Annotated in this window: 23 protein-coding genes; 10 read left to right on the top strand and 13 right to left on the bottom strand. The window is 57.9% G+C overall.

The window, feature by feature from the left end; genetic code table 11:
- Nucleotides 1-71: 71 nt before the first annotated feature.
- The 4 genes from mmsB to ACR0KG_RS11575 form a co-directional block, all read right to left on the bottom strand.
- Entirely contained in the window at nt 72-944 is an 873-nt protein-coding gene (gene mmsB, locus ACR0KG_RS11560) for a 3-hydroxyisobutyrate dehydrogenase (protein ID WP_480827366.1), read from the bottom strand.
- A 3-nt stretch (nt 945-947) separates the two neighbouring features.
- On the bottom strand, nt 948-1,988 hold the full coding sequence (locus ACR0KG_RS11565; RefSeq protein WP_480827367.1) for an enoyl-CoA hydratase/isomerase family protein: 1,041 nt from the start codon (nt 1,986-1,988) through the stop codon (nt 948-950).
- A gap of 7 nt (nt 1,989-1,995) precedes the next feature.
- On the bottom strand, nt 1,996-3,138 hold the full coding sequence (locus ACR0KG_RS11570) for an acyl-CoA dehydrogenase family protein (RefSeq protein ID WP_480827368.1): 1,143 nt from the start codon (nt 3,136-3,138) through the stop codon (nt 1,996-1,998).
- A 113-nt stretch (nt 3,139-3,251) separates the two neighbouring features.
- Nucleotides 3,252-4,367 carry a carboxylate-amine ligase gene (locus tag ACR0KG_RS11575; RefSeq protein ID WP_480549399.1) on the bottom strand — a complete coding sequence of 372 codons (1,116 nt, stop codon included), beginning with the start codon at nt 4,365-4,367 and terminating at the stop codon, nt 3,252-3,254.
- 141 nt (nt 4,368-4,508) lie between these two features.
- On the opposite strand from ACR0KG_RS11575, the gene ACR0KG_RS11580 reads away from it, so the two are divergent.
- The gene (locus ACR0KG_RS11580; RefSeq protein ID WP_480827369.1) at nt 4,509-5,360 is read left to right on the top strand and encodes a class I SAM-dependent methyltransferase; all 852 of its coding nucleotides are present in this window, start codon (nt 4,509-4,511) and stop codon (nt 5,358-5,360) included.
- Nucleotides 5,361-5,431: 71 nt separating this feature from the next.
- Nucleotides 5,432-5,908, top strand: coding sequence for a fasciclin domain-containing protein (locus tag ACR0KG_RS11585; RefSeq protein WP_480549395.1), 477 nt, complete (start codon nt 5,432-5,434; stop codon nt 5,906-5,908).
- Nucleotides 5,909-5,976: 68 nt separating this feature from the next.
- Here the strand turns inward: ACR0KG_RS11585 and ACR0KG_RS11590 are convergent, their stop codons facing one another.
- Together ACR0KG_RS11590 and ACR0KG_RS11595 are read right to left on the bottom strand one after the other, a co-directional pair.
- Nucleotides 5,977-6,561 (bottom strand): L,D-transpeptidase, encoded by a 585-nt coding sequence (locus ACR0KG_RS11590; RefSeq protein ID WP_170537057.1) that lies wholly within the window; start codon nt 6,559-6,561, stop codon nt 5,977-5,979.
- A 213-nt stretch (nt 6,562-6,774) separates the two neighbouring features.
- Nucleotides 6,775-8,274 carry a CoA-acylating methylmalonate-semialdehyde dehydrogenase gene (locus ACR0KG_RS11595; protein ID WP_480827370.1) on the bottom strand — a complete coding sequence of 500 codons (1,500 nt, stop codon included), beginning with the start codon at nt 8,272-8,274 and terminating at the stop codon, nt 6,775-6,777.
- A 103-nt stretch (nt 8,275-8,377) separates the two neighbouring features.
- Between ACR0KG_RS11595 and ACR0KG_RS11600 the strand changes: the two genes are divergently transcribed.
- The 3 genes from ACR0KG_RS11600 to coaD all read left to right on the top strand — a co-directional run bounded on the left by ACR0KG_RS11600 (nt 8,378) and on the right by coaD (nt 10,353).
- The gene (locus ACR0KG_RS11600; RefSeq protein WP_480827371.1) at nt 8,378-9,280 is read left to right on the top strand and encodes a LysR family transcriptional regulator; all 903 of its coding nucleotides are present in this window, start codon (nt 8,378-8,380) and stop codon (nt 9,278-9,280) included.
- A 61-nt stretch (nt 9,281-9,341) separates the two neighbouring features.
- Entirely contained in the window at nt 9,342-9,779 is a 438-nt protein-coding gene (locus ACR0KG_RS11605; protein WP_353007339.1) for a CBS domain-containing protein, read from the top strand.
- An 82-nt stretch (nt 9,780-9,861) separates the two neighbouring features.
- Nucleotides 9,862-10,353, top strand: a complete 492-nt coding sequence (coaD, locus tag ACR0KG_RS11610; protein WP_480549388.1) for a pantetheine-phosphate adenylyltransferase — start codon at nt 9,862-9,864, stop codon at nt 10,351-10,353.
- Here the strand turns inward: coaD and gap (ACR0KG_RS11615) are convergent.
- The 3 genes from gap (ACR0KG_RS11615) to gap (ACR0KG_RS11625) form a co-directional block, all read right to left on the bottom strand.
- Complete coding sequence (gene gap, locus ACR0KG_RS11615) at nt 10,345-11,349, bottom strand: type I glyceraldehyde-3-phosphate dehydrogenase (protein WP_480549386.1); 1,005 nt, start codon at nt 11,347-11,349, stop codon at nt 10,345-10,347. The genes coaD and gap (ACR0KG_RS11615) overlap by 9 nt on opposite strands.
- 89 nt (nt 11,350-11,438) lie before the next feature.
- Nucleotides 11,439-11,582, bottom strand: coding sequence for a hypothetical protein (locus ACR0KG_RS11620; RefSeq protein WP_480549384.1), 144 nt, complete (start codon nt 11,580-11,582; stop codon nt 11,439-11,441).
- 72 nt (nt 11,583-11,654) lie between these two features.
- Entirely contained in the window at nt 11,655-12,656 is a 1,002-nt protein-coding gene (gene gap / locus ACR0KG_RS11625) for a type I glyceraldehyde-3-phosphate dehydrogenase (RefSeq protein WP_480541651.1), read from the bottom strand.
- A 183-nt stretch (nt 12,657-12,839) separates the two neighbouring features.
- On the opposite strand from gap (ACR0KG_RS11625), the gene ACR0KG_RS11630 reads away from it, so the two are divergent.
- Nucleotides 12,840-13,811 (top strand): DUF808 domain-containing protein, encoded by a 972-nt coding sequence (locus ACR0KG_RS11630; protein ID WP_480827372.1) that lies wholly within the window; start codon nt 12,840-12,842, stop codon nt 13,809-13,811.
- Nucleotides 13,812-13,897: 86 nt separating this feature from the next.
- Nucleotides 13,898-14,698 (top strand): thioesterase family protein, encoded by an 801-nt coding sequence (locus tag ACR0KG_RS11635; RefSeq protein ID WP_480827373.1) that lies wholly within the window; start codon nt 13,898-13,900, stop codon nt 14,696-14,698.
- 49 nt (nt 14,699-14,747) lie between these two features.
- Here the strand turns inward: ACR0KG_RS11635 and tkt are convergent, their stop codons facing one another.
- Nucleotides 14,748-16,769, bottom strand: coding sequence for a transketolase (tkt, locus tag ACR0KG_RS11640; protein ID WP_480827374.1), 2,022 nt, complete (start codon nt 16,767-16,769; stop codon nt 14,748-14,750).
- A gap of 236 nt (nt 16,770-17,005) precedes the next feature.
- Here tkt and ACR0KG_RS11645 point away from each other — a divergent pair, with 236 nt between their 5' ends.
- The 3 genes from ACR0KG_RS11645 to ACR0KG_RS11655 are packed head-to-tail and all read left to right on the top strand — an operon-like array spanning nt 17,006 to nt 18,605.
- Nucleotides 17,006-17,863 carry a hypothetical protein gene (locus ACR0KG_RS11645; protein WP_480827375.1) on the top strand — a complete coding sequence of 286 codons (858 nt, stop codon included), beginning with the start codon at nt 17,006-17,008 and terminating at the stop codon, nt 17,861-17,863.
- Nucleotides 17,863-18,258, top strand: a complete 396-nt coding sequence (locus tag ACR0KG_RS11650; protein ID WP_480827376.1) for a cell division protein ZapA — start codon at nt 17,863-17,865, stop codon at nt 18,256-18,258. Before ACR0KG_RS11645 ends, ACR0KG_RS11650 begins: the two co-directional genes overlap by 1 nt.
- The gene (locus tag ACR0KG_RS11655) at nt 18,255-18,605 is read left to right on the top strand and encodes an MliC family protein (RefSeq protein ID WP_480827377.1); all 351 of its coding nucleotides are present in this window, start codon (nt 18,255-18,257) and stop codon (nt 18,603-18,605) included. The genes ACR0KG_RS11650 and ACR0KG_RS11655 overlap by 4 nt, the downstream gene beginning before the upstream one ends.
- Before the next feature lie 7 nt (nt 18,606-18,612).
- On the opposite strand, the gene grxD is transcribed toward ACR0KG_RS11655, so the two are convergent.
- From grxD to purL, 3 genes are all read right to left on the bottom strand, one after another.
- On the bottom strand, nt 18,613-18,975 hold the full coding sequence (grxD, locus tag ACR0KG_RS11660) for a Grx4 family monothiol glutaredoxin (protein ID WP_480827378.1): 363 nt from the start codon (nt 18,973-18,975) through the stop codon (nt 18,613-18,615).
- Nucleotides 18,976-19,224: 249 nt separating this feature from the next.
- Nucleotides 19,225-19,461 carry a BolA/IbaG family iron-sulfur metabolism protein gene (locus ACR0KG_RS11665; RefSeq protein ID WP_480827379.1) on the bottom strand — a complete coding sequence of 79 codons (237 nt, stop codon included), beginning with the start codon at nt 19,459-19,461 and terminating at the stop codon, nt 19,225-19,227.
- 73 nt (nt 19,462-19,534) lie between these two features.
- Nucleotides 19,535-21,694, bottom strand: coding sequence for a phosphoribosylformylglycinamidine synthase subunit PurL (gene purL / locus ACR0KG_RS11670; protein WP_480827380.1), 2,160 nt, complete (start codon nt 21,692-21,694; stop codon nt 19,535-19,537).
- Between the last annotated feature and the right edge of the window lie 36 nt (nt 21,695-21,730).

The raw sequence follows: 21,730 nt of genomic DNA on the forward strand, positions 1-21,730 counted from the left end.
GAGGGAAGGCAGCGAGGCTCTGCCTCGCGCTCCGGGATATTTTTGGCCAGATGAAGAATGGATCGCAGCAGTTAGCTGCGACCTCGTTTTTCAAATCGCGGTAGCATGGCTGAGAAATCCTGGCCAAGGCCGTTTTCTGCTTCGACAAATTGCTCGTAAAGGGCGGTGGCGGCTTGGCCCATTGGGGTATCCGCATCGGCGCTGTCGGCGGCTTGCTGACTGAGGCGCAGGTCTTTCAACATCAGCTCGGCAGCAAAGCCGGGTTGGTAGTTGTTATCGGCAGGACTGGTCGGGCCGACGCCCGGGGCTGGGCAATAGGCGTTCATGGTCCAGCTGTAGCCGGATGAGGTGCTGACCACGTCGAACATCTTTTGACGGTCCAGTCCCAATTTGTCGGCCAAGGCAAAGGCTTCGCAGGTGGCGATCATGGTAACGCCAAGGATCATGTTGTTGCAAATCTTGGCTGCCTGTCCGGCCCCGGCCTCGCCGCAATGCACCGCCTTTTGACCCATTATGTCGAATAGGGGGGCGGCTTTGGCAAAAGCGTCATTGGTTCCGCCTGCCATGAAAGTAAGCGTTCCGGCTGAGGCGCCGCCGATCCCACCTGAAACGGGCGCATCGACCGATAGCAAGCCAGCGCTACCGGCTTGATCAGCCACAGCGCGCGCGCTGTCGACATCAACGGTGGAGCAATCGATCAGGGCAGCGCCAGATAGCATATGGGGGATGATTTGATCGGCAACAGCCCGCAGGATGGTGCCGTTTGGTAGCATCGTTATGACAGCATCGGCTCCAGACACGGCATCGGCGGCGGTTTCTGCCTTTGCCACACCATCGACACTGACCCCGGCGGTATCGAACCCGCGCACCTGATGACTTGCTTTGGCCAGATTGGCCGCCATGGGCGCGCCCATATTGCCCAGCCCGATGAACCCGATTTGCATGTCTTATTCCTCCTCGAAAGTCAGGGCGTCCTTGCCCAAGGGCTGCAACATCTTTGAAACCGCGACCGCAGGCACGATCATATCCGCGTATTGCCAGCGGGGGTTGCGATCCTTGTCGATGATCTGCGCCCGAATGCCTTCCAGAAGATCACCGTGCTGCATGGCGCGGAAGGTGAAGCGGTATTCCATTTCCAGCGCCCGATGCATGGTCAGCGCGGCCCCGCGCAGGCGGTGCAGCATCTCGACCGTGCAGGCGGTTGACAGCGGCGCGTTGCGCTCGAGCTTGGCAAGCGCTTTCGCCGCGAACTCTGATCCGTTTCCACGCAGGTTGGTGAGGATATCGCCAAGTGTTTCACCGCCAAAGCTATCATCAATTTCGGATAGCAGATCGGCAAGGTCGCCGTTGGGCGGCGTTACCGCGTGTTCTGCGATCAAATCGGTATTGCCGGAGACTTCCAGCATTTCGATCAGGTCTGCCCACTGATCCTGTGGGATGAAGTGATCGGCGAAGCCTGCAAGGATCGCATCGGCAGGCCCCATGCGATGGCCTGTGGTGCCCAGGAACTCTCCCAACCGGCCAGGGGCGAGAGCCAGCATGAGGGTGCCGCCAACGTCAGGAACCAGCCCGATGGAACATTCCGGCATTGCGATCTGGGAACTTTCGCCAACAATCCGGTGGCTGCCATGGCAGCCAATGCCGACGCCGCCACCCATGGTGAACCCTTGCAGGAAGCTGACGACAGGCTTGGGATATTCAAAGATTAGTGCGTTCAGCCGGTATTCGTCGCGCCAAAACGTCTGGCCATAGGTGAAATTGCCCTGCGTTCCTGTCTGATAAAGTTCGGCAATGTCCCCGCCCGAGCAAAAGGCTTTGTCACCCTCGGCATCGAAAATGATCAGATCGACCGCGTCATCCTCACGCCAGTTGCGTAGGGCAGTATCAATGGCCATGCACATGTCATAGGTCATGGCGTTCAGCGCTTTAGGGCGGGTCAAGGTGATACGCCCGGCGCGCCCGGTTGTGCGGATGTCGATGTCAGACATGAACCCTTTAGCCTTGTGCAATCATCTGGCGCGCAACGATCACGCGCATGATCTCGTTCGTGCCTTCCAATATCTGATGCACGCGCAAATCACGTACAAGCTTTTCGATGCCATAGTCGGCCAGATAGCCGTAGCCGCCATGAAGCTGCAGACATTGATCCACGACCTTCGAGCCGGTCTCGGTCACGAATTTCTTGGCCATGGCGCAGAACTTGGTTGCATCGGGCGCACCCTGATCCAGTTTCCAGGCGGCTTGACGCAGGAAAGTGCGGGCAGCTTGCAGTTCAATCTCCATATCCGCAAGGCGAAATTGTAGGGCCTGGAACTGGTCGATGGATTGACCAAAGGCTTTGCGCTCGGACATGTATTGTAGTGTCATGTTCAGCCCGGCTTGTGCGGCACCCAGCGAACAGGAGGCAATATTTAGACGACCGCCATCCAAACCCATCATGGCATATTTGAACCCGTCGCCTTCGACCCCGACAAGATTGCCCGAAGGGATTTTGCAGTCGTCGAACTGAACCTGCGCAGTGGGCTGGCTTTTCCAACCCATCTTCTGTTCTAGCGCGCCAAAGCTGAGGCCCGGTGTGCCATCCTCGACATAGACAGTTGAGATACCCTTGGGGCCGTCCTGACCGGTACGCACCATGCAGACATAGGCGTCCGAATACCCTCCACCGGAGATGAAGGCCTTGGAGCCGTTCAGCGTGTAGCCCTCGTTGGTGCGTTCTGCGCGGGTCTTCAGTGCAGCTGCGTCCGAGCCGGAGCCCGGTTCGGTCAGGCAGTAGCTGAGGACTGTGTTCAAGCTCAGTACCTCGGGCATGATGCGGGATTTCAATTCGTCGCCGGCAAAGCTGTCCAGCATTTTGGCGCACATATTGTGGATCGAGAGGAACGCAGCAACCGAGGGGCAGGCCATAGACAAAGCCTCGAACACCAGCGTGGCGTCCAATCGCGTCAGGCCCGAGCCGCCGCTATCCTCGGACACATATAGCGCACCAAACCCTAGCTCGCCGATCTGGGGCCACAGCTCTTTTGGGATGGTGCCGTCACTTTCCCATTGCCGTGCGAATGGGGCGATGTTTTCCTGCCCAAACCCATAGGCCATATCGAAAATCGCGGTCTGTTCCTCGGTCAGCCCGAAATCCATTGCTACCCTCCCGTCGGCATTGAATTGAACGGTTGTTTATTTCTCAATCGTTACAGAAATTTTTCAAGGTCGGCAATTGCAGGCGGCGCGCGTTTTTCAGTGCTGGTACGGGGTCACAGATCCGCGTGGAATTCCTCGATCAGATGCCGCACAACCGCTTGGCCCGGGTCGTCTCCCTTGGCGACAGCCTCAGCATGAATGCGGCGCTGGCGGGTGGCCGAGGTTCCGGTTTCGGCGATCTGGCGCAAGCGGGCAAGTTCGGTCATAGTGCCCAAGGCCTCGGCATCCTCAGCCAGCATGCCCATCAGTTCGCCGATGAGTTCGGCCATGGGTTTGACCGAACGATCTCCAAAATCAATCAAGCCTTCGCCGACTCCGTAGCGTTGTGCGCGCCAACGGTTTTCGCCGATCAGAAAGCGATCATATTGGCGCCAGCGCAGGTTTCGCGCTTTTAAGCGGCACAACATCCGGGTTAGGGCCTGGACTAAAGCGGCTAAAGATAAGGTGTGTTCCAGACGCGGTTGAACATCCATAATTCGCGTCTCAAGTGTGGGAAAGCGATGTGAAGGGCGCAGATCCCACCAGATTTTGGAGGTGTCCTCGATTACGCCGAGCTCTACCAGAACTCCGGTTGTCCGCTCATATTCCGACCAGCCGCTGAAATCCGGCGGCAGGCCGGTGCGGGGCAGGTTGTCAAAGACGGTCAGCCGGTACGAGGACAAACCGGTATCTTCGCCATTCCAGAATGGCGACGAGGTTGAAAGCGCCAGAAGATGTGGCAGGAAATAACACAGCTGAGGCATTAGATCGGCCCGCAATGCCTGATCCTCGACCCCGACATGCACGTGCATCCCGCAGATCAGCATGCGCCGCGCCACGCCGCCCAGTGCGTGCTGAAGGGCATCATAGCGCTCTTTCCGCGTGTGATGCTGGTCTTTCCAATTGGCGAAAGGATGACAGGAAACGGCGATTGGGCTGAGATTGTAATGCGCCGCGTGTTTCGAAACACAGCTGCGCAAGCGCTTGAGATCCTCACGCGCGCTTTTGATCGTGCTATGAGGTCGGGTTCCTACTTCGATCTGGCATTGCAGGAATTCTGGGCTAACCTGACCTTCGAAATCGGTCTGGCAGGCCTCCATCAGGGCGGCGGGTGCCTCGGTCAGTTGCAGGCTGTCGCGGTCGACCAGCAGATACTCTTCTTCGATGCCCAGCGTGAAATCCTGCTGCATGGGCGGACCTCTCTTTATCGTGTTGATCCAGTGAATACGGAAATTGGCCTTTTGCCAAGGGTTTGGCGTTCTGCCGCTTGCAGAGGTCGGTCCTGCACAGGTAAGGAGCGGTAACTGCCCCCTCAGATCGGAGCCCGCCGCGTGAAACCCAGAAAATTCCCCCGGATCAACGCCGCGTTGGACCGTTTTGGCGTCAAGCTGATCGATAAGCTCACCGAGCGGGAGGAGCGTGCGCGGCTCGAAACCTTTGAGCAGGCAGGAGGGCTGACGCGCCCGGCCTATGCCCTGTCACCGGGGATGGCGGGGTTTGATATCGAGCCGCTGAAACAAGAGTTCGCGCAGCATCATGACGCTCTGGCCGCGCTGAAAGACCCCGCGCGCAACAAAACCGGCTATCGCATTGGCAATGGCTATTACGACAGTCCGGATGCGGATGCGCTGTATCTGATGATCCGTCGGTTCCAGCCAAATCGGGTGATCGAGATCGGGTGCGGGAACTCAACCCGTGTGACGCGGCAAGCGATCATCGATGGCGGTTTGGACACAACGATAACGGCCATTGATCCGTATCCTCGTGCCGATATCGCTCATGTGGTTGATGCGTTCGAACAAAAACGGCTGGAGGATGTGGACCCGGCGCTGTTCGACCAGCTTGAGGCAGGCGATGTCCTGTTTATCGACTCCAGCCATGTCGTGCGGATGTCCAACGACGTGGCGCACCTGTTCTGCCGGATCATTCCTGCGCTGAAACCCGGTGTTGTGATCCATGTGCACGATGTTTTTTTGCCCTATGAGTATCCCAAGCGCTTCTTCTATGATTGTCCGGGCTGGGGCGAGCAGTACATGCTGCACGCAATGCTGCAATCGGGCGCGTTTTCAATGCTTTGGCCGGGGTACTACCTGCAAAAGGATCGCCCCGATGCGGTCGAGGCTCTGCCGTTTCTGGCCGATGGGCGCGCGCAGAGTATCTGGGTTCAGATCAAGGAACGGTGATCGCAAAGTGATCCGGCTTGGAACAAGGCCCGTACCCCTTTCCATAACAAGCTGGAGAGGAGAAGACAGCCATGTTTCGTCGTACGTTTATGGGCGCTGCCGCCGCAATCGCACTTGCCATGCCGCTAAAGGCCCAGGCTGCTGACATTGTCGACACCGCCGTTTCGGCCGGATCGTTCAGCACTTTGGTTGCAGCCGTTCAGGCCGCCGGACTGGTCGATACGCTGAAGGGGGATGGCCCGTTCACTGTATTCGCACCAACCGATGAAGCATTTGCTGCGCTGCCCGAAGGCACCGTTGAAAGCCTTCTGTTGCCCGAAAACAAGGATCAACTGGTCGCGATTCTGACCTATCACGTGGTTCCGGCCAAAGTCATGTCGGGCGATATCGCAGGCAAGCGCGCGAAGGTTCTGACCGTGCAGGGCGACCGCCTGAGCGTGAATGCCAGAAACGGCGTCAAGGTCAATGGCGCCGAGGTGATCCAGGCAGATATTGAGGCCAGCAACGGTGTGATCCACGTGATCGACGAAGTGATGCTGCCGGAGTAATCGCCACCACTCACGAAAAAGCCCCGGTCCTGATGGCCGGGGCTTTGCTGATTCTTGGGTATCGCGTTTCAGACCAGACGCACCTGCGTGCCGACCTGCACCAGCGGATACAGTTCTTCAACATGCTGGTTGTAAAGACCAATGCAGCCGGACGAGCTCTGACGTCCGATCTTGCGCGTGTCATGCGTGCCGTGCACCAGATAGGCGGGCCAGCCCAGATACATCGCGCGGGTGCCCAGTGGATTGCCGGGATCACCGCCATCCATTCGTACAGGCAGCGAAGGATCGCGTTCCCGCATTGATGCGGTCGGGGTCCAGCTGGGGTTTTCGGCTTTGCGCACCACTTTAGTATAACCGCGCTTTGTCAGTTCTTCGCTCATCGGAACGGAGCTTGGGTACAGCTTATAGGTCCCGTCAGGCCCCCAGTAATGCACAGCGCGGCTGGTGATATCCGCCAGTAAGCATCCAGAGCCCAATTCGTCAAAGTGATCCTGCCAATTCTGCTGTGAGAATGAGGATACATTGCGGCGCACCGGGGGTTGCGTGCTGATCGGGTCTTCGGCCTGCGGAAAGGCATCCAGGCTTTGGGCGCGCAATACTACGGGCGTCGCCAGGACGGACGCTGCGCCCAACAGGGCAGAGCGGCGGGTCATGCGGGAATTGGACAATTCGACCTCCGATTATTCAAACTGCTCGATCAACAAATCGCGTGTAAGATATTTCCGCAGGGCTTTGAATTCCAGCCCAAGCGGCCTGAATTTATCGTGAGGGCACAGGGCTATCTCAAAACCTCGGCAAGTCTTTGCACAAAAAAAAACCGGCCCTGATGAGGCCGGTTTCTTGTTTTCGGGATAAACTTTAAAGGCTTAGTCCATGGCCTTGAAGTTAAACTCGCCACCTTCCTTGATTCCCGACGGCCAGCGCGCGGTCACGGTTTTGGTGCGGGTATAGAACTTGAAGCTGTCCGGGCCGTGCTGGTTCAGGTCACCAAACATGGATTTCTTCCAGCCGCCGAAGGTGTGATAGGCCAGTGGAACAGGGATCGGCACGTTGATGCCAACCATCCCGATATTGATCCGGCTGGCAAAATCACGGGCGGTGTCACCATCACGGGTGAAGATCGCTGTCCCATTGCCGTATTCGTGATCCATGGCCAGGCCAATCGCCTCTTCGTAGGAACCGGCGCGGACGGTCGACAGAACCGGGCCAAAGATCTCTTGTTTGTAGATGTCCATGTCGGGCCTCACGTGGTCAAACAGGTGCGGGCCGACAAAGAAGCCATCTTCATAGCCCTGCAGGCTGAAATCACGATTGTCGACAACCAGCTTCGCGCCTTGCTCAACGCCCGAGTTGATCAGGCCGAGGATACGCTCTTTTGCCGCACCGGTTACAACTGGGCCCATATCGACGTCGTCACCCGCAGTGTAAGGGCCAACTTTCAGCTTTTCGACACGCGGGATCAGCTTTTCGATCAGGCGATCCGCGGTTTCTTCGCCAACGGGGACGGCGACTGAAATTGCCATGCAGCGCTCGCCTGCCGCACCAAAACCAGCGCCGACCAGCGCGTCTGCCGCCTGATCCAGGTCAGCGTCTGGCATGACGATCATATGGTTCTTGGCGCCGCCAAAACACTGCGCACGTTTGCCGTTGGCGGTTGCGCGGCTGTAAATGTACTGCGCGATCGGGGTCGAGCCCACAAAGCTGACGCCTTGAATGATTTCGCTGTCGAGGATGGTATCGACGGCTTCCTTGTCGCCATTGACCACCTGGAATACACCTGCGGGCAAGCCAGCCTCGATGAACAGTTCGGCCAGCATCAGAGGGACAGAAGGGTCACGCTCGGACGGTTTAAGAACCACGGCATTGCCACAGGCCAGTGCCGGACCAACGTGCCAAAGAGGCATCATCGCCGGGAAGTTGAATGGCATGATTGAGCCGACAACGCCCAACGGCTGTCGCATCGAATACATATCGATACCAGGGCCCGCGCTGTCGGTGAACTCACCTTTCAGCATCTGCGGCGCGCCGATGCAGTATTCGATCACTTCCAGACCACGCTGCAGGTCACCCTTGGCGTCCGGGATTGTTTTGCCGTGCTCACGGCTGAGCGCTTCGGCCAGCTTGTCCATGTCGCGGTTCATCAGGCCGACCATGGCCATCATGACACGCGCGCGTTTCTGCGGGTTTGTCGCACCCCACGCGGGTTGCGCTGCGGCGGCGGCCTCGATCGCGGCAGTTGTTTCGGCTGCACTGGCCATGGGGCATTTATACTGAACTTCGCCGGTTGCGGGGTTGAAGACATCGTCAAACCGGCCCGAGGTGCCGGCGACTTGCGCGCCATTCAGGAAATGGGTCAGGTCTTGCATCGAAAACTCCTCTGAATCTGTTGCGCGCAGAATAGGCTTGCAGAAATCACCTGAACAGAGGCAATGTTTCAAAAGGGCTTTGCAAAAATGCAAAAGGTAGATCATGAACCCAAACTGGGATGATATGAGGATTTTTCTGGCCGTTGCGCGCGAGGAAAGCCTGTCTTCGGCGGGCCGCATCCTAAAGATCGATCCCGCAACGGTCGGTCGCCGCATTGCGCGGCTCGAGGCCAATCTGGACGCGCCATTATTTACCAAATCTCAGCAAGGCTACATGCTCACGACCGCAGGGGAACGTTTGCTGGATCATGCACAACAGGCCGAAGAGGCGATGCGTGCAGCCACAGGGGCTGTGGTCGGATCCTCCAAATCACTCAGCGGGCAAATTCGGATCGGGGCGCCGGATGGATCGGCCAATTATCTTTTGCCGCAAGTCTGTGCAAAGATCAGCGACGCGAACCCTGATCTGGATATTCAAATCCTCGCCTTGCCCCGGATCATCAACTTGTCTAGGCGCGAGGCGGATATGGCTGTCACAGTCAGCGCGCCGACAGCTGGGAAATTGCTGGTTCAGAAAATCTGTGACTACCAGCTGCACATGGTAGCCACGCAGGACTATTTGGATCGTCACAACGCGATCCGCTCGGTCGCTGATCTGCAGGGGCATCGGCTGATCGGGTATATCCCAGACATGATCTTTGACCGGGAACTTGACTATCTGAATGACATAGGCATCGACCGCGTTGCGCTTGCGTCAAACTCGGTTTCTGTTCAGTTGCGGCAGGTGTCTCTGGGAACCGGCGTCTGCGTCGCGCATGATTTTACACTGCCGTTCCACCCGGGCCTGCGTCAAATCCTGACGGATCAGCTGAGGTTGACGCGCAGTTTCCATCTGGTTCGACATCAGGGCGATCAGCGGAATGAACGGTTGAACCGGTTTGCCGAGGCCCTGACCCAGGGTATTCGGGAAGAGGTTGCCCGGCTGGAAGCTGCCACTGCAACTTGACAGGGTGCCCTAATCGCGCAACGCTTTGGAAAACAGTACGTTATTGCCGGAGGTTTTTTTCATGCTCGTTCAAGCCATTCTGAAATCCAAAGCCACCGAGGGTGTTGTGACGGTCAAGCCTTCAGCGACCGTTTCGGAAGCATCGAAAATACTCGCGGAAAAGCGGATCGGTACAGTTATCGTTTCCGACGATGGGGGGCAGACGGCCAAGGGTATTCTGTCAGAGCGTGATGTCGTCCGCGAACTGGCCGCCAGTGGCAGCGGATGTCTGAACGAACCCGTCAGTTCGTACATGACCAAGGAACTGGTGACGACGACGCGACAGGCGACCGTGCAGGACATCATGTCCCGTATGACCGAAGGCCGCTTTCGCCATATGCCGGTGGTCGAGGATGGCAAGCTGATCGGGATTGTCACGCTGGGCGATGTGGTCAAGGCACAGCTGGCGGAACTGGCCATGGAGAAAGACGCATTGCAAGGGATGATCATGGGCCATTAACGGGATAGGGGTGTTCAACCCCTTGCACCTGCGGCAAAGTTATGTTTGCTAGCGCAGAAATTTTATTGCGCGGGAGAGCCTGATGCGGGTTGGATTATATCCAGGAACTTTTGATCCGATAACCTTGGGTCATATTGATATCATCCGTCGGGCCGCTGCGCTGGTGGACAAATTGGTGATCGGTGTCGCGATCAACCGTGACAAAGGACCGTTGTTCACCTTGGAAGAACGTGTGGCCATGATCGAGGCGGAATGCGCCCAGTTGACCCAGCAGACCGGGACCGAGATTGTTGCGCATCCGTTCGAGAATCTGCTGATCGATTGTGCTCGCGATGTCGATGCGCAGATCATCGTGCGCGGGCTGCGGGCCGTTGCGGATTTTGAATATGAATTCCAGATGGTTGGTATGAACCGGGCGCTGGATGATACGATTGAAACCGTCTTCCTGATGGCCGAAGCACGGCACCAAGCGATTGCCTCAAAACTGGTGAAGGAAATCGCGCGGTTGAACGGGGACGTGTCGAAATTCGTCACGCCCCGCGTGAATGACGCTCTGAAAGACCGTTTAGGATAGCGCGCCCATTGCGGCGGCGGTGTCCAGCATACGGTTTGAAAAGCCCCATTCATTGTCATACCAGGCCAGCACGCGCACCAAAGTGCCGTCCGTGACTTTGGTTTCATCCAGCGACACGGTCGAGCTGTGGGCATCGTGGTTGAAATCGATCGAGACCAGCGGGCGAGATTCCGCAGCCAGGACGCCGGGGATCTTTGCTGCTGCCTCGACGAACAGGGCATTCACTTCTTCTTCGGTGGTTGGACGTGACACTTCGGCCACCAAATCAACGACCGAGACATTCGGCGTGGGGACCCGGATCGCCTGACCGGTCAGTTTGCCTGCAAGCTGCGGTAGCACCAGACCGACAGCCGAAGCCGCACCGGTGGTGGTCGGGATCATCGATAGGGCAGCAGCGCGTGACAGGTAAGGGTCTTTACCCGCGTTATCATGAACGGGTTGACTGGCCGTGTAGGCGTGTACAGTGGTCATATTGCCATGCACAATGCCCAGCCCAGCATCCAGTGCCGCAGCGACCGGAGACAGGCAGTTGGTGGTGCAGGATGCGTTCGAGACGATCGTGTCTGCTGCCGTCAACTCGTGATCATTCACGCCGAAGACGACGGTTTTGACACCCCCATCACCGCGTGCGGGGGCCGAAATCAGTACTTTCTTCGATCCGTTCTTCAGGTGACGTTCTGCCGCCTCACGGGTACGGAAGACGCCGGTGCATTCCAGAACCACATCTACGTCAGACCATTCCAGTGCTTCGGGATCGCGCTCGCTGGTCAGGCGGATCGGACCTGCTCCAACATCCAGGCCTGCTTCGGTTAGCGTGACTTTGTTTGGATAGCGGCCATGCACACTGTCAAACTCAAACATATGCGCGTTCATTTCCGGTTTTCCCAGATCGTTGATTGCTACGATCTGCACATCTGTGCGGCCTGTTTCGATCAAGGCCCGCAGAACACCGCGCCCGATCCGTCCAAAGCCGTTGATTGCCAGTTTGAGTGTCATGTCACGCTCCGTTCGTCAGCTGGCCCCGATATGAGGCTTGGTTAGCGCTAACAATGGCAGATTGGCACGAATGTCAAGCAAAACCTAGATCAACGCCAGAAGGCGAGCCAGTCCAGAAACGCGTAAAGCTTTTTGCTTAGAAACACCAAATGTTCCGGGCCGAACAGTGCATAGTCCAGAATCACCACGCCAAGGATCAGAAGCCCAAGCCATATAGCGAGTTGATTTGTCATTCTTTCCCCGAACGAAAAAGGCCCGCCCAGATAACCTGAGCAGGCCCGAAGGTACAAGCGATGTGCAAAGGGTCAGTTAAGACGACCCATTGCAACCGCCACATCGGCCATGCGCACGGAAAAGCCCCATTCGTTGTCATACCAGGCCAGCACACGCACCATGCGGTTGTCGACCACACGAGTTTGATCCGGTGCAAAAATTGAGCTTTCTTCGGTATGGTTGAAATCGGTCGAAACCAGCGGAGCGGGCTCAAAGCCCAGAACGCGTTGCATCGGGCCTTTGGCGGCTTCTTCGACGATGGCGTTGACCTCTTCGACAGTGACATCGCGCGAGGCGCGGAAGCTCAGATCTACCGCCGAAACATTCGGGGTAGGCACGCGGATCGCCGAGCCATCAAGACGGCCCCTCAGATTGGGGAGAACTTCCCCCAAAGCTGCAGCGGCACCGGTCGAGGTCGGGATCATCGACATGGCGGCTGCACGCGCGCGGTACAGGTCGCTGTGGCGGCGGTCCAGCGTTGGCTGGTCGCCTGTATAAGCGTGGATCGTGGTCATGATGCCATGTTCGATGCCAACACCTTCGTCCAGCACCTTGGCAAGCGGAGCAAGGCAGTTGGTGGTGCAAGAGCCGTTCGAGACCATGTTGTCATTGGCGGTCAGAGTGTTGTGGTTCACGCCGAACACGATGGTCTTGTTGACGTTCTTGCCGGGCGCAGACAACAGAACCTTTTGTGCGCCACGTTCAAGATGCGTTTTTGCTTTGGTGCCATCGTTGAACTTGCCGGTGCATTCCAGAACGACATCGCAGCCTTCCCAGTCCAGCTCGTTCATGTCGTAGGTCGAGAACATGTGCATCGGGCCGCGACCCAGATCCATGGTGTTGCCCTCGATTGAGACGTCGCGGGGAAAACGACCGTGGATACTGTCATATTTCAGCAAATGCGCCGAGGTTTCCAGCGGGCCGGTGGCGTTGACTTTGATCACCTCGATATCATTGCGCCCAGAGGCGGCGATATGCGACAGGGTACAGCGACCGATACGGCCAAAACCATTAATCCCGACCTTGATGGTCATAACATGTCTCCAGAATGCGCTTGTGTTGTTGGCCATATAGCGGTGAAACCTGAGTCTCAAAAGGGCAAAAATGGCATATTTTGAAGGTGTTAGCGCAAACCTGATCCGATTGCGCTAACGCTTGCGCTAGCTGTTGGATCAGGTAGGGTCCGAAACGCGACAGGTGACAGGAAAGGAAGCGCGATGAGCGGTCTGTTGGCCCTTTTGGACGATGTGGCGGGGATCGCCAAAGTTGCGGCTGCTTCGGTTGACGACGTTGTCGCCGCTGCGGGCAAGGCCGGGGCCAAGACGGCGGGTGTGATCATCGACGATGCGGCGGTAACCCCGAAATACGTTCAGGGTTTTGCGCCCGCGCGCGAATTGCCGATCATCTGGCGCATTGCTCGGGGGTCCTTTTTTAACAAGCTGATCCTGTTGCTGCCCGTTGCATTGTTGTTGGCCAATTTTGCACCATGGCTGATTACGCCGTTGCTGATGATCGGCGGCTCATACTTATGTTTCGAAGGGGCCGAGAAGATATTCCATGTGCTGTTTCCCCATGGCAGCCACGTCATCGACGAGGATATGAAAAACCGCGATCCAGGCCATTTGGAAGAACAAAAGGTCAAAGGTGCAATCAAGACAGATTTCATCCTGTCCGCCGAGATCATGACCATTGCACTGGCCGCGATCGAAGCCCCAAACCTGTGGATGCAGGCGGCGACGCTGGCTGTTGTTGGGATCGGGGTGACCGTGGCCGTCTATGGGTCAGTCGCGCTGATCGTGAAGATGGATGACGTGGGGCTGTTCCTGGCAGGCAACGCGCCCACGCCGATTGGCCGCGGGATCGGTCGCGGATTGGTGAAGGCGATGCCTGTAGTGATGAAACTGCTCTCGATCATCGGCACCGCCGCAATGCTTTGGGTTGGTGGGTCGATTGTGATTCACGGGTTTGAAGTGCTGGGCTATGGCTGGCTGGGTCACCATATCCACGATTGGGCCTATGCGCTGGCGCATATGGCATCCGAGCAATGGGTCGGAGCAGTCGAGTGGATTTCCAAAGCAACAATGGATGGCATTTTCGGCTTGGTCTATGGGCTGGCGCTGATCCCGGTGGCAACCAGGATCGTTGCTCCGTTGATGGGGATGGTTTCAGGGTCGAGCAAACAGCACTGAAAACCCTGTTTGTGACGTTGGGTCGTTGTGGTCGCAAGCCGAACAGCAGATACGCTGTGACCTGAAACACAAGAACTGGAATTCAAATGTCGTCTCATACCCTAACCGAGGTTCTTGAGAGCCGAACGCCGGCGGGCGATGGTCTGAGCTATCCTGTGCCATCCAACTGGATGCAGGGCCGGACCACTTTTGGCGGGTTCTCTTCTGCGCTTATGCTGGATGCGGTTCGCGCGCAGCATAAGGATTTGCCACCCTTGCGCTCGGCGTTGGTGAATTTTACCGCACCGATTGGAACCTCGCCGATCATCGGAACAGAGGTGCTGCGACAGGGGCGGAATGTGACCATCGTCAATGCCCGCGCTCAGATCGACGGGAAAGTCGCAGCCATGGCGACGTTTTCCTTTGGTCGTCCTCAGGATAGCCACGTTGCGTTTGACTACCCGGCCAAACCTGCGGAAGACCCTGAGGAAACAGGGGCTTACTTCCCGCCAGATTTGCCCAGACCTCCTATCCCGTTCCTTCAGAATTTCGATGTCCGGCTGGTCGAGGGCGCGTTGCCGTTCTCGGGTGCCGAGAAAGGGTACCTGCGCCTTTGGGCCCGACATAAAGACCCGCGTATGTGGGGCCGGATGGAAGGGTTAATCTCGGTGGCTGATCTGCCGCCACCTGCCATCTATCCAACGCTGAAGAAACCCGGTCCAAACTCTTCAATGAATTGGATTTTCAATGTGTTGGCCGAGGATATTCAAACACGCGAGGGGTGGTTCTTGCTGGAGCATCAACTGACCGCCGGGCGCGATGGCTATAGTTCTCAGGTCATGCGGGTCTGGAACACTGACGGTGATCTGGTCGTTGACGGGATGCAGTCGGTTATCATTTTCGTCTAACAAAAAAGCCCCGGTCTGGACCGGGGCTTTTGACGTTTTCAGGCAGGGATCAGCCCAGCAGATCTTTGACCTTCGCAACTGTCGCCTCAGCCGTAATGCCGAAATGCTTGTACAGCTCACCCGCAGGGGCCGAGGCGCCAAAACTGGACATGCCGATGAAGCCCGCCTTGGCTTCGCGGCCACGTTCACCCAGCAGCCAGCGGTCCCAACCACCGGCACGCACGGCGGCCTCGACACCGACGCGCACAGGGCCCGCGGGGAGAACGCGCTTGCGATAGGTTTCATCCTGCTGCGCGAACAGCTCCATGCAGGGCATCGAGACGACGCGGGTGCCGATACCTTCGCCTTCAAGCAACGCTTTGGCCTCCATCGCCAGCGAAACCTCGGATCCGGTGGCGATCAGGATCGCCTGACGCTTGCCTTCGGCCTCGGCCAGAACATAAGCGCCTTGGGCGGTCAGGTTCTTGGTCTTGTGATCCGTCCGCACGGTCGGTACGCCCTGACGGGTCAGCGACAAGACCGAGGGGCTGTCCTTGAAGGTCAGCGCCAATTCCCAGGCTTCAGCGGTCTCGACCGTGTCGGCGGGGCGGAACACATAGGTGTTCGGTGTCGCGCGGCTGATCGCCAGATGCTCGACCGGCTGGTGGGTCGGTCCGTCTTCACCCAGACCGATCGAGTCATGGGTCATCACAAAGACTGACGGGATTTTCATCAATGCGGCCAGACGCATGGACGGGCGGGCATAGTCGGTGAAGGCCATGAAGGTCCCGCCATAGGGGCGTATGCCGCCATGAAGCGCCATACCGTTCATCGCAGCGGCCATGCCGTGTTCACGGATGCCGTAGTGGATGTAGCGACCCTTGCGGTTTTCGGGCAGGAACACACCCATATCAGCCGATTTGGTATTGTTTGATCCGGTCAGGTCAGCCGAACCACCAACGGTCTCGGTCATGATCGGGTTTACAACGTTCAGAACCTTCTCGGACGAAGCGCGAGTGGCCAGTTTCGGCTGGTCTTCCGACATCTGTTTCTTGAACGAACGGATCGCCCCGGCCAGCTTTTTGGGCGCTTCAAACGCATAGGCCCGGTTGAATTCGGCCTGCTTGCGTTCGGACAGCTGCGCGAAACGCTCTTCCCAGGCGGCACGCTCGGAGGCCCCACGCGCCCCAATGGCTTCCCATGCGGATTTCACATTGGCCGGGATTTCAAACGCATCATGGGGCCAACCATAAGCTGCCTTGGCCGCCTTCAACTGCTCCTGATCCGTCAACGCGCCATGACCTTTGGAGGTATCCTGCGCCGCATGACCCAGAGCGATATGGCTTTCGCAGGCAATCATGGTCGGCTTTTTCGACGTTTTGGCCTTGGTGATGGCCGCATCGATTGCCTCGGGGTCGTGCCCGTCGATCTCGATCACCTGCCAGCCCGAAGCGGCAAAGCGTTTCACCTGGTCAGTGCGATCAGCGATATCGACGGTGCCGTCGATGGTGATGTTGTTGTTGTCCCAGAAGACGATCAGCTTGCCCAACTCGTGACGACCGGCCAGAGTGATCGCTTCTTGGCTGACGCCTTCCATCAGGCAGCCGTCACCTGCGATCACATAGGTGTAGTGATCGACAACCTTTTTGCCGTAATGGGCGCGCTGGATTTCCTCGGCCATGGCAAAGCCCACAGCGTTCGAGATACCCTGACCCAGCGGCCCGGTGGTGGTTTCGACACCGTTGATCAGAAAATTCTCCGGGTGGCCTGCGGTTTTCGCGCCCAACTGGCGGAAGTTCTTGATCTCATCCAGGGTCACATCAGCATAGCCGGTGAGATAGAGCAGCGAATAGACCAGCATGGAGCCGTGACCAGCAGACAGGATGAACCGGTCGCGGTCGGGCCAGCTGGGGTTTGCTGCGTCGAATTTCAGGTGCTTTTCGAACAGCACGGTCGCAACATCAGCCATGCCCATTGGCATGCCGGAATGGCCGGAATTTGCGGCGGCGACGGCGTCAAGGGTTAGGGTGCGTATGGCCGCAGCTTTGTCCCAGTGTTCGGGGTTTGCATTGCGCAGCGCAGTCAGGTCCACGGGCGTTGTTCCTTTGGATTACATGCAGATTGCGGGCTCAATACCATCCAGCCCTCAAAGTGCAAGTAGAACTGGGTTTTGCATAGGGTTTGTGCTTCAACAGCGCAGTCCAAGTTGTTGAAACCAAACAGTGGGTATTTTCCATCGCATTCCGCTAGACTAGGCGCAGGCGGGGCGTGATGTTGATTCGGATCGCCCTGCAACAGAACGAACCTTGATAAAGAGGTGACAGGGGCATGAGCCAAATCGAGGAACTACAGCATCGCATCATCGCCGCGATGGAGCGTATCGGCGCAGGTGTCGATGCCATGCAGCACGCGGCCCCCGGCGGCGAACCGGTGGATGACAGCCTGAAGATCGCGCTTGAAGAGGAGCGGGTCGCCAATGCCCAATTGCAGGAGCGGTTGAAGTCCCTGAAAGAACGGCATGATCAGGAAATGGACAGCCTGCGCGCTGAACTGGATCAGGCGCAGGCATCGTCTGGTGACAACGCCGAGGTCGAGGGGCTGCGCGAACAGCTGGCGGAAGCATCGACCAAACTTGCAAGCGTTGAGGCCGCCCGGTTGGAACTTGCCGAGGCCAAAGAGGCGCTGGAAAATTCAGAAGAGCTTGACGCTTTAAAATCCGAGAATGCGCAGCTTCGATCAGAAATGGACATGCTGGCCGATACTGCGCCCATCCAGGCCGAGTTGGATCAGTTGCGGGTGCTGGTGGAACAATCCAAACAGATTGAGGCGGAAAATAGCCGGCTGCGGTCAGAACTTGCCGATACCGAACGGGTGGATGATCTGAACGCCGAACTTGATATGCTGCGTGCCGAACGGGCCAGCCATGGGGCGGCAATGTCGCGTCTGGACAGCGATCTGCAACGGATGCGCAAGGCGAACGCGATGCTGCAAAGCTCGCTTGATGAATTGCGCGGGGCAGCAGAGCAGGGGCTTTCGGTCGTTGAATTGCTGGATCAGGCCACGGCTGCTGAACTGGAGGCGACCCGCGCGGAACAGGCCTCGGATGCGTCCGAGGCACATGCCATTCTCGCCCGGCTTGAGCCCTTGCTCAGCAAAGCGGAACTGGCAGAAGGTGAGGTAGAGTGATGCCCGAAGTGACCATTCATATCGGCGGACGCGGCTTCGAGGTGTCCTGTCAGGACGGGGAAGAGGCGTTTCTGCACACTGCCGCCAAGATGCTGGATGACGAAGCGCAGGTTCTGTCAGATCAGATTGGCCGGATGCCCGAGGCGCGGATGCTGTTGATGGCGGGCTTGATGCTGGCCGACAAAACCGCCGCTACGGATGACAAGGTCAAAGTTTTGGAACGCAAATTGACCGAGGTTGAGGCCGAGTTGAATACGCTGCGCGCAGCACCTGCGCCAGAACCGGAACGGGTTGAGGTGGCCGTGGTGCCCCCGTCAGTAACTGACACATTGGCTGAACTGGCCGCACGGGCCGAGGCTTTGGCATCCGTGATCGAGGAGAAGAAATCCCAATGACCATGATGCGATCTTTGGCCTGTACCGCCGTTCTGGCCCTGTCTGCATCCGTTGCATCCGCAGACATCGACATTCTGACCGTAAGCTTCACCTGTGAAAATGGCGTGCCACTGCCCGTGACCTACTTTAACGCGGCGGACGGGTCGGGCGCAGCGGCGACGATTTTGGACAACACCCTTGTCTCGATGCGTCAGGTAGAAAGCGGTTCGGGCATTCGGTATGAATCCGTGGACACCAACGGAACATACATTCTGCGCTCAAAAGGGTGGGATGCCAGCGTAAGCTACGCGGCGGCCTCAGGTGCCGCCGACGAGCAGGTCATCTATCAGAATTGCTCCAGCCGCTAAGGCCAGGTCAGGCGTTCGCTTCGCGGATTTTGTCTGCAGCGTCTTTGTTGTAGTCAACGCCGTTTTCGTCAAACAGTGTGTCCAGCTCACCTGACAGGGTCATTTCGGTGATGATATCGCAGCCACCGACGAATTCGCCTTTGACATAAAGCTGAGGAACGGTCGGCCAATCGGAATAGTCCTTGATGCCTTGGCGCACCGCTTCATCGGCCAGAACGTTCACATCGGCATAGTCGACGCCCATATAGTTCAGCACACCGGCCACGCGGGACGAAAACCCACATTGCGGCATCTCTTTGGTGCCTTTCATATACAGCACAACGTCATTGGCTTTGACGGTTTCGTCGATCTGGGTTTTCACATCGGTCATTTTGCGTTTCCTTTGCTCTTCGGCATCATCGCTTTGGCGTAGTCTTGTGGGTCTTTGGGCATATGGGTCTGCGACGAGCCAATAGCACCATCATGTGAATTGTAAGAGGAATGCAAAAGATGCTGTCCGCGTCCGGGCGGCGATCCTCGCCTCGTCTTGCGTCCAGTCTTTGAATGGTTCCGCGCGATAAGCGCGATCAGTACAACAAAGACGGAGACCGCAATTGAGATTACAATCGCATGCTCCATTTTACTCCGGCACTTTTGTGGTCAGCGCCAGCGCGTGCAGATCTCCATCTGGACCGTCCATCTTGCCTTTCAAGGCAGCGTAGACAGCGCGTTGCTGCTGCACGCGGTTTTTTCCGCGAAAGCTCTCATCCACGATCATGGCGGACATGTGAACGCCATCGCTGCCGCCAACCTGTATTTCCGCATTCGGAAAGCTCTCGCGCAGCAGGGTTTCAATTTCGTGGGCGCTCATCGGCATGTAGGTTTCTCCTGAAGGTCTTTCCCAAGATGTAGAGCGGCATGTGAGCCCGCGCAAGACGTGCTGCGCAGGATCAGGCGACAGCAGCCGCGAAACTGGTACGGAACGTTTCGGTCAACTCCGCCAACGGCGCCTCAGAGCCGCCAATTTTCACGGTATCGCCGGTAAAGCGCCCGACCGACACCAGCGCCACACCGGCCTGACCGGCGGCAATCATCAGCGCCTCGGCCTGATCAAAGTTGCAGGCGACCAGATAGCGGGCCTGATCTTCACCGAACAGGAACTCGGTCGGGGCCTCGTCGAGATGTACGCCGACACCGACGGCTTCGGCCAGTTCGAACGCGGCGAGTGCAAGACCTCCATCGCCGAGATCGGTGCAGGCCTTGATCATCTCGCGATTGGCGCGGATGAAATCACCATTGCGCTTTTCGGCATCCAGATCGACATGCGGCGCGTCGCCGTCTTCGCGGTTGAACACCTCGGCCAGCAGGGCGGATTGGCCCAGATGGCCCTGGGTTTCACCAATCATCAGAGCCACATGGCCCTCACGAACCTCGTTGCCGATGATTTCATCACTGTGGCTGAGCAGGCCAACCGCACCGATGGTCGGCGTGGGCAGGATCGCCTGACCGTCTGTCTCATTGTACAGCGAGACGTTCCCCGACACGATTGGCATATCCAGCGCGCCAACGGCTGCGCCGATGCCCTGAATGGCGCCGACGAGCTGGCCCATGATCTCAGGCTTTTCGGGGTTGCCGAAATTCAGGTTGTCGGTGGTCGCCAGCGGTTTGGCCCCGACAGCAGTCAGGTTGCGATAGGCTTCGGCCACCGCTTGCTTGCCGCCTTCGACCGGGTTGGCGCGGACATAGCGCGGGGTTACATCGCTAGTGAATGCCAGCACCTTGTCGGTTCCGTGGACGCGCACCATGCCTGCGCCCAGCCCGGGTGTACGGGTGCTGTCGGCCATGACCATGGTGTCATATTGCTCATAGACCCATTGCTTGCCTGCGTAATTGGGCGAGGCGAGCAGAGCGCGCAGCCCGTCGATAGGGTCGATCTGAGGGACTTCGGCCAGTTCCTCAGCCTCGGGTGTCGCAACCCACGGACGGTCATATTCCGGCGCGGTTGAGGAGAGTTTCGACAGAACCAGATCGGCTTTGACCTCGCCGTTATGCATGATCAGGAAGCGGTCTTCGGCGATGGTTTCTCCGACGATGGCGAAATCCAAATCCCATTTCTCGAACACAGCGCGCGCCTCAGCCTCAAGCTCGGGCTTCAGCACCATCAGCATGCGTTCCTGAGATTCCGATAGCATCATCTCGTACGCCGTCATGTTCTCTTCGCGCTGGGGGACGTTTTCCAGATCCAGACGCACGCCCAGACCGCCCTTGTCGCCCATTTCCACGGCAGAACAGGTCAGACCCGCCGCGCCCATGTCCTGAATCGAAATCACGGCACCGGTCTGCATCAGCTCCAGGGTCGCTTCCATCAGGCGCTTTTCGGTGAAGGGGTCGCCGACCTGTACGGTGGGGCGTTTCTCTTCGATGGTGTCGTCGAATTCGGCCGAGGCCATGGTCGCACCGCCAACGCCATCGCGCCCGGTTTTTGCGCCCAGATAAACGACGGGCATTCCGACGCCCGAGGCGGCCGAGTAGAAAATCTTGTCGCTGTCTGCCAAACCTGCGGCGAAGGCATTCACAAGGCAATTGCCGTTATACGCTGGGTGGAAACGGACCTCGCCACCGACGCAAGGCACCCCAAAGCAGTTGCCATAGCCGCCAATACCTTCAACCACGCCGTTGACCAACTGGCGGGTCTTGTGGTGGTCGGGCTCACCAAAGGACAGAGCGTTCATCGAAGCAATCGGACGGGCGCCCATGGTAAAGACGTCACGCAAAATGCCACCCACACCAGTCGCCGCGCCCTGATAGGGTTCGATATAGGACGGGTGGTTGTGGCTCTCCATTTTAAAGACCACCGCCTGACCGTCACCAATGTCAACCACACCAGCATTTTCGCCCGGTCCGCAGATGACCTGAGGGCCCTCGGTCGGAAGGGTGCGCAGCCATTTCTTGGAGGATTTGTAGGAGCAATGCTCGTTCCACATGGCAGAAAAGATGCCCAGCTCGGTGAAGGTTGGCTCACGCCCGATGATCTCTAGGATCATGTCGTATTCCTCGGGCTTAAGCCCGTGTGCGGCAATCAAATCCGGTGTGATGGCTGGCTCTTGCATCCTGTATCCGTCCCCGAGATGGCAATGTCTGGCGCC

It is taken from the genome of Ruegeria sp. H4 (assembly GCF_056533065.1).

Coding starts and splice junctions, on each gene's coding strand:
- ACR0KG_RS11650 (WP_480827376.1), top strand. CDS start 17,863: ATGCCCGAAGTGACCATTCATATCGGCGGACGCGGCTTCGAGGTGTCC.
- ACR0KG_RS11645 (WP_480827375.1), top strand. CDS start 17,006: ATGAGCCAAATCGAGGAACTACAGCATCGCATCATCGCCGCGATGGAG.
- coaD (WP_480549388.1), top strand. CDS start 9,862: ATGCGGGTTGGATTATATCCAGGAACTTTTGATCCGATAACCTTGGGT.
- purL (WP_480827380.1), bottom strand. CDS start 21,694: ATGCAAGAGCCAGCCATCACACCGGATTTGATTGCCGCACACGGGCTT.
- ACR0KG_RS11585 (WP_480549395.1), top strand. CDS start 5,432: ATGTTTCGTCGTACGTTTATGGGCGCTGCCGCCGCAATCGCACTTGCC.
- ACR0KG_RS11595 (WP_480827370.1), bottom strand. CDS start 8,274: ATGCAAGACCTGACCCATTTCCTGAATGGCGCGCAAGTCGCCGGCACC.
- grxD (WP_480827378.1), bottom strand. CDS start 18,975: ATGACCGATGTGAAAACCCAGATCGACGAAACCGTCAAAGCCAATGAC.
- ACR0KG_RS11600 (WP_480827371.1), top strand. CDS start 8,378: ATGAACCCAAACTGGGATGATATGAGGATTTTTCTGGCCGTTGCGCGC.
- gap (WP_480549386.1), bottom strand. CDS start 11,349: ATGACACTCAAACTGGCAATCAACGGCTTTGGACGGATCGGGCGCGGT.
- gap (WP_480541651.1), bottom strand. CDS start 12,656: ATGACCATCAAGGTCGGGATTAATGGTTTTGGCCGTATCGGTCGCTGT.
- ACR0KG_RS11630 (WP_480827372.1), top strand. CDS start 12,840: ATGAGCGGTCTGTTGGCCCTTTTGGACGATGTGGCGGGGATCGCCAAA.
- ACR0KG_RS11565 (WP_480827367.1), bottom strand. CDS start 1,988: ATGTCTGACATCGACATCCGCACAACCGGGCGCGCCGGGCGTATCACC.
- ACR0KG_RS11575 (WP_480549399.1), bottom strand. CDS start 4,367: ATGCAGCAGGATTTCACGCTGGGCATCGAAGAAGAGTATCTGCTGGTC.
- ACR0KG_RS11590 (WP_170537057.1), bottom strand. CDS start 6,561: ATGACCCGCCGCTCTGCCCTGTTGGGCGCAGCGTCCGTCCTGGCGACG.
- ACR0KG_RS11570 (WP_480827368.1), bottom strand. CDS start 3,138: ATGGATTTCGGGCTGACCGAGGAACAGACCGCGATTTTCGATATGGCC.
- ACR0KG_RS11635 (WP_480827373.1), top strand. CDS start 13,898: ATGTCGTCTCATACCCTAACCGAGGTTCTTGAGAGCCGAACGCCGGCG.
- ACR0KG_RS11665 (WP_480827379.1), bottom strand. CDS start 19,461: ATGCCGATGAGCGCCCACGAAATTGAAACCCTGCTGCGCGAGAGCTTT.
- ACR0KG_RS11655 (WP_480827377.1), top strand. CDS start 18,255: ATGACCATGATGCGATCTTTGGCCTGTACCGCCGTTCTGGCCCTGTCT.
- ACR0KG_RS11620 (WP_480549384.1), bottom strand. CDS start 11,582: ATGACAAATCAACTCGCTATATGGCTTGGGCTTCTGATCCTTGGCGTG.
- ACR0KG_RS11605 (WP_353007339.1), top strand. CDS start 9,342: ATGCTCGTTCAAGCCATTCTGAAATCCAAAGCCACCGAGGGTGTTGTG.
- mmsB (WP_480827366.1), bottom strand. CDS start 944: ATGCAAATCGGGTTCATCGGGCTGGGCAATATGGGCGCGCCCATGGCG.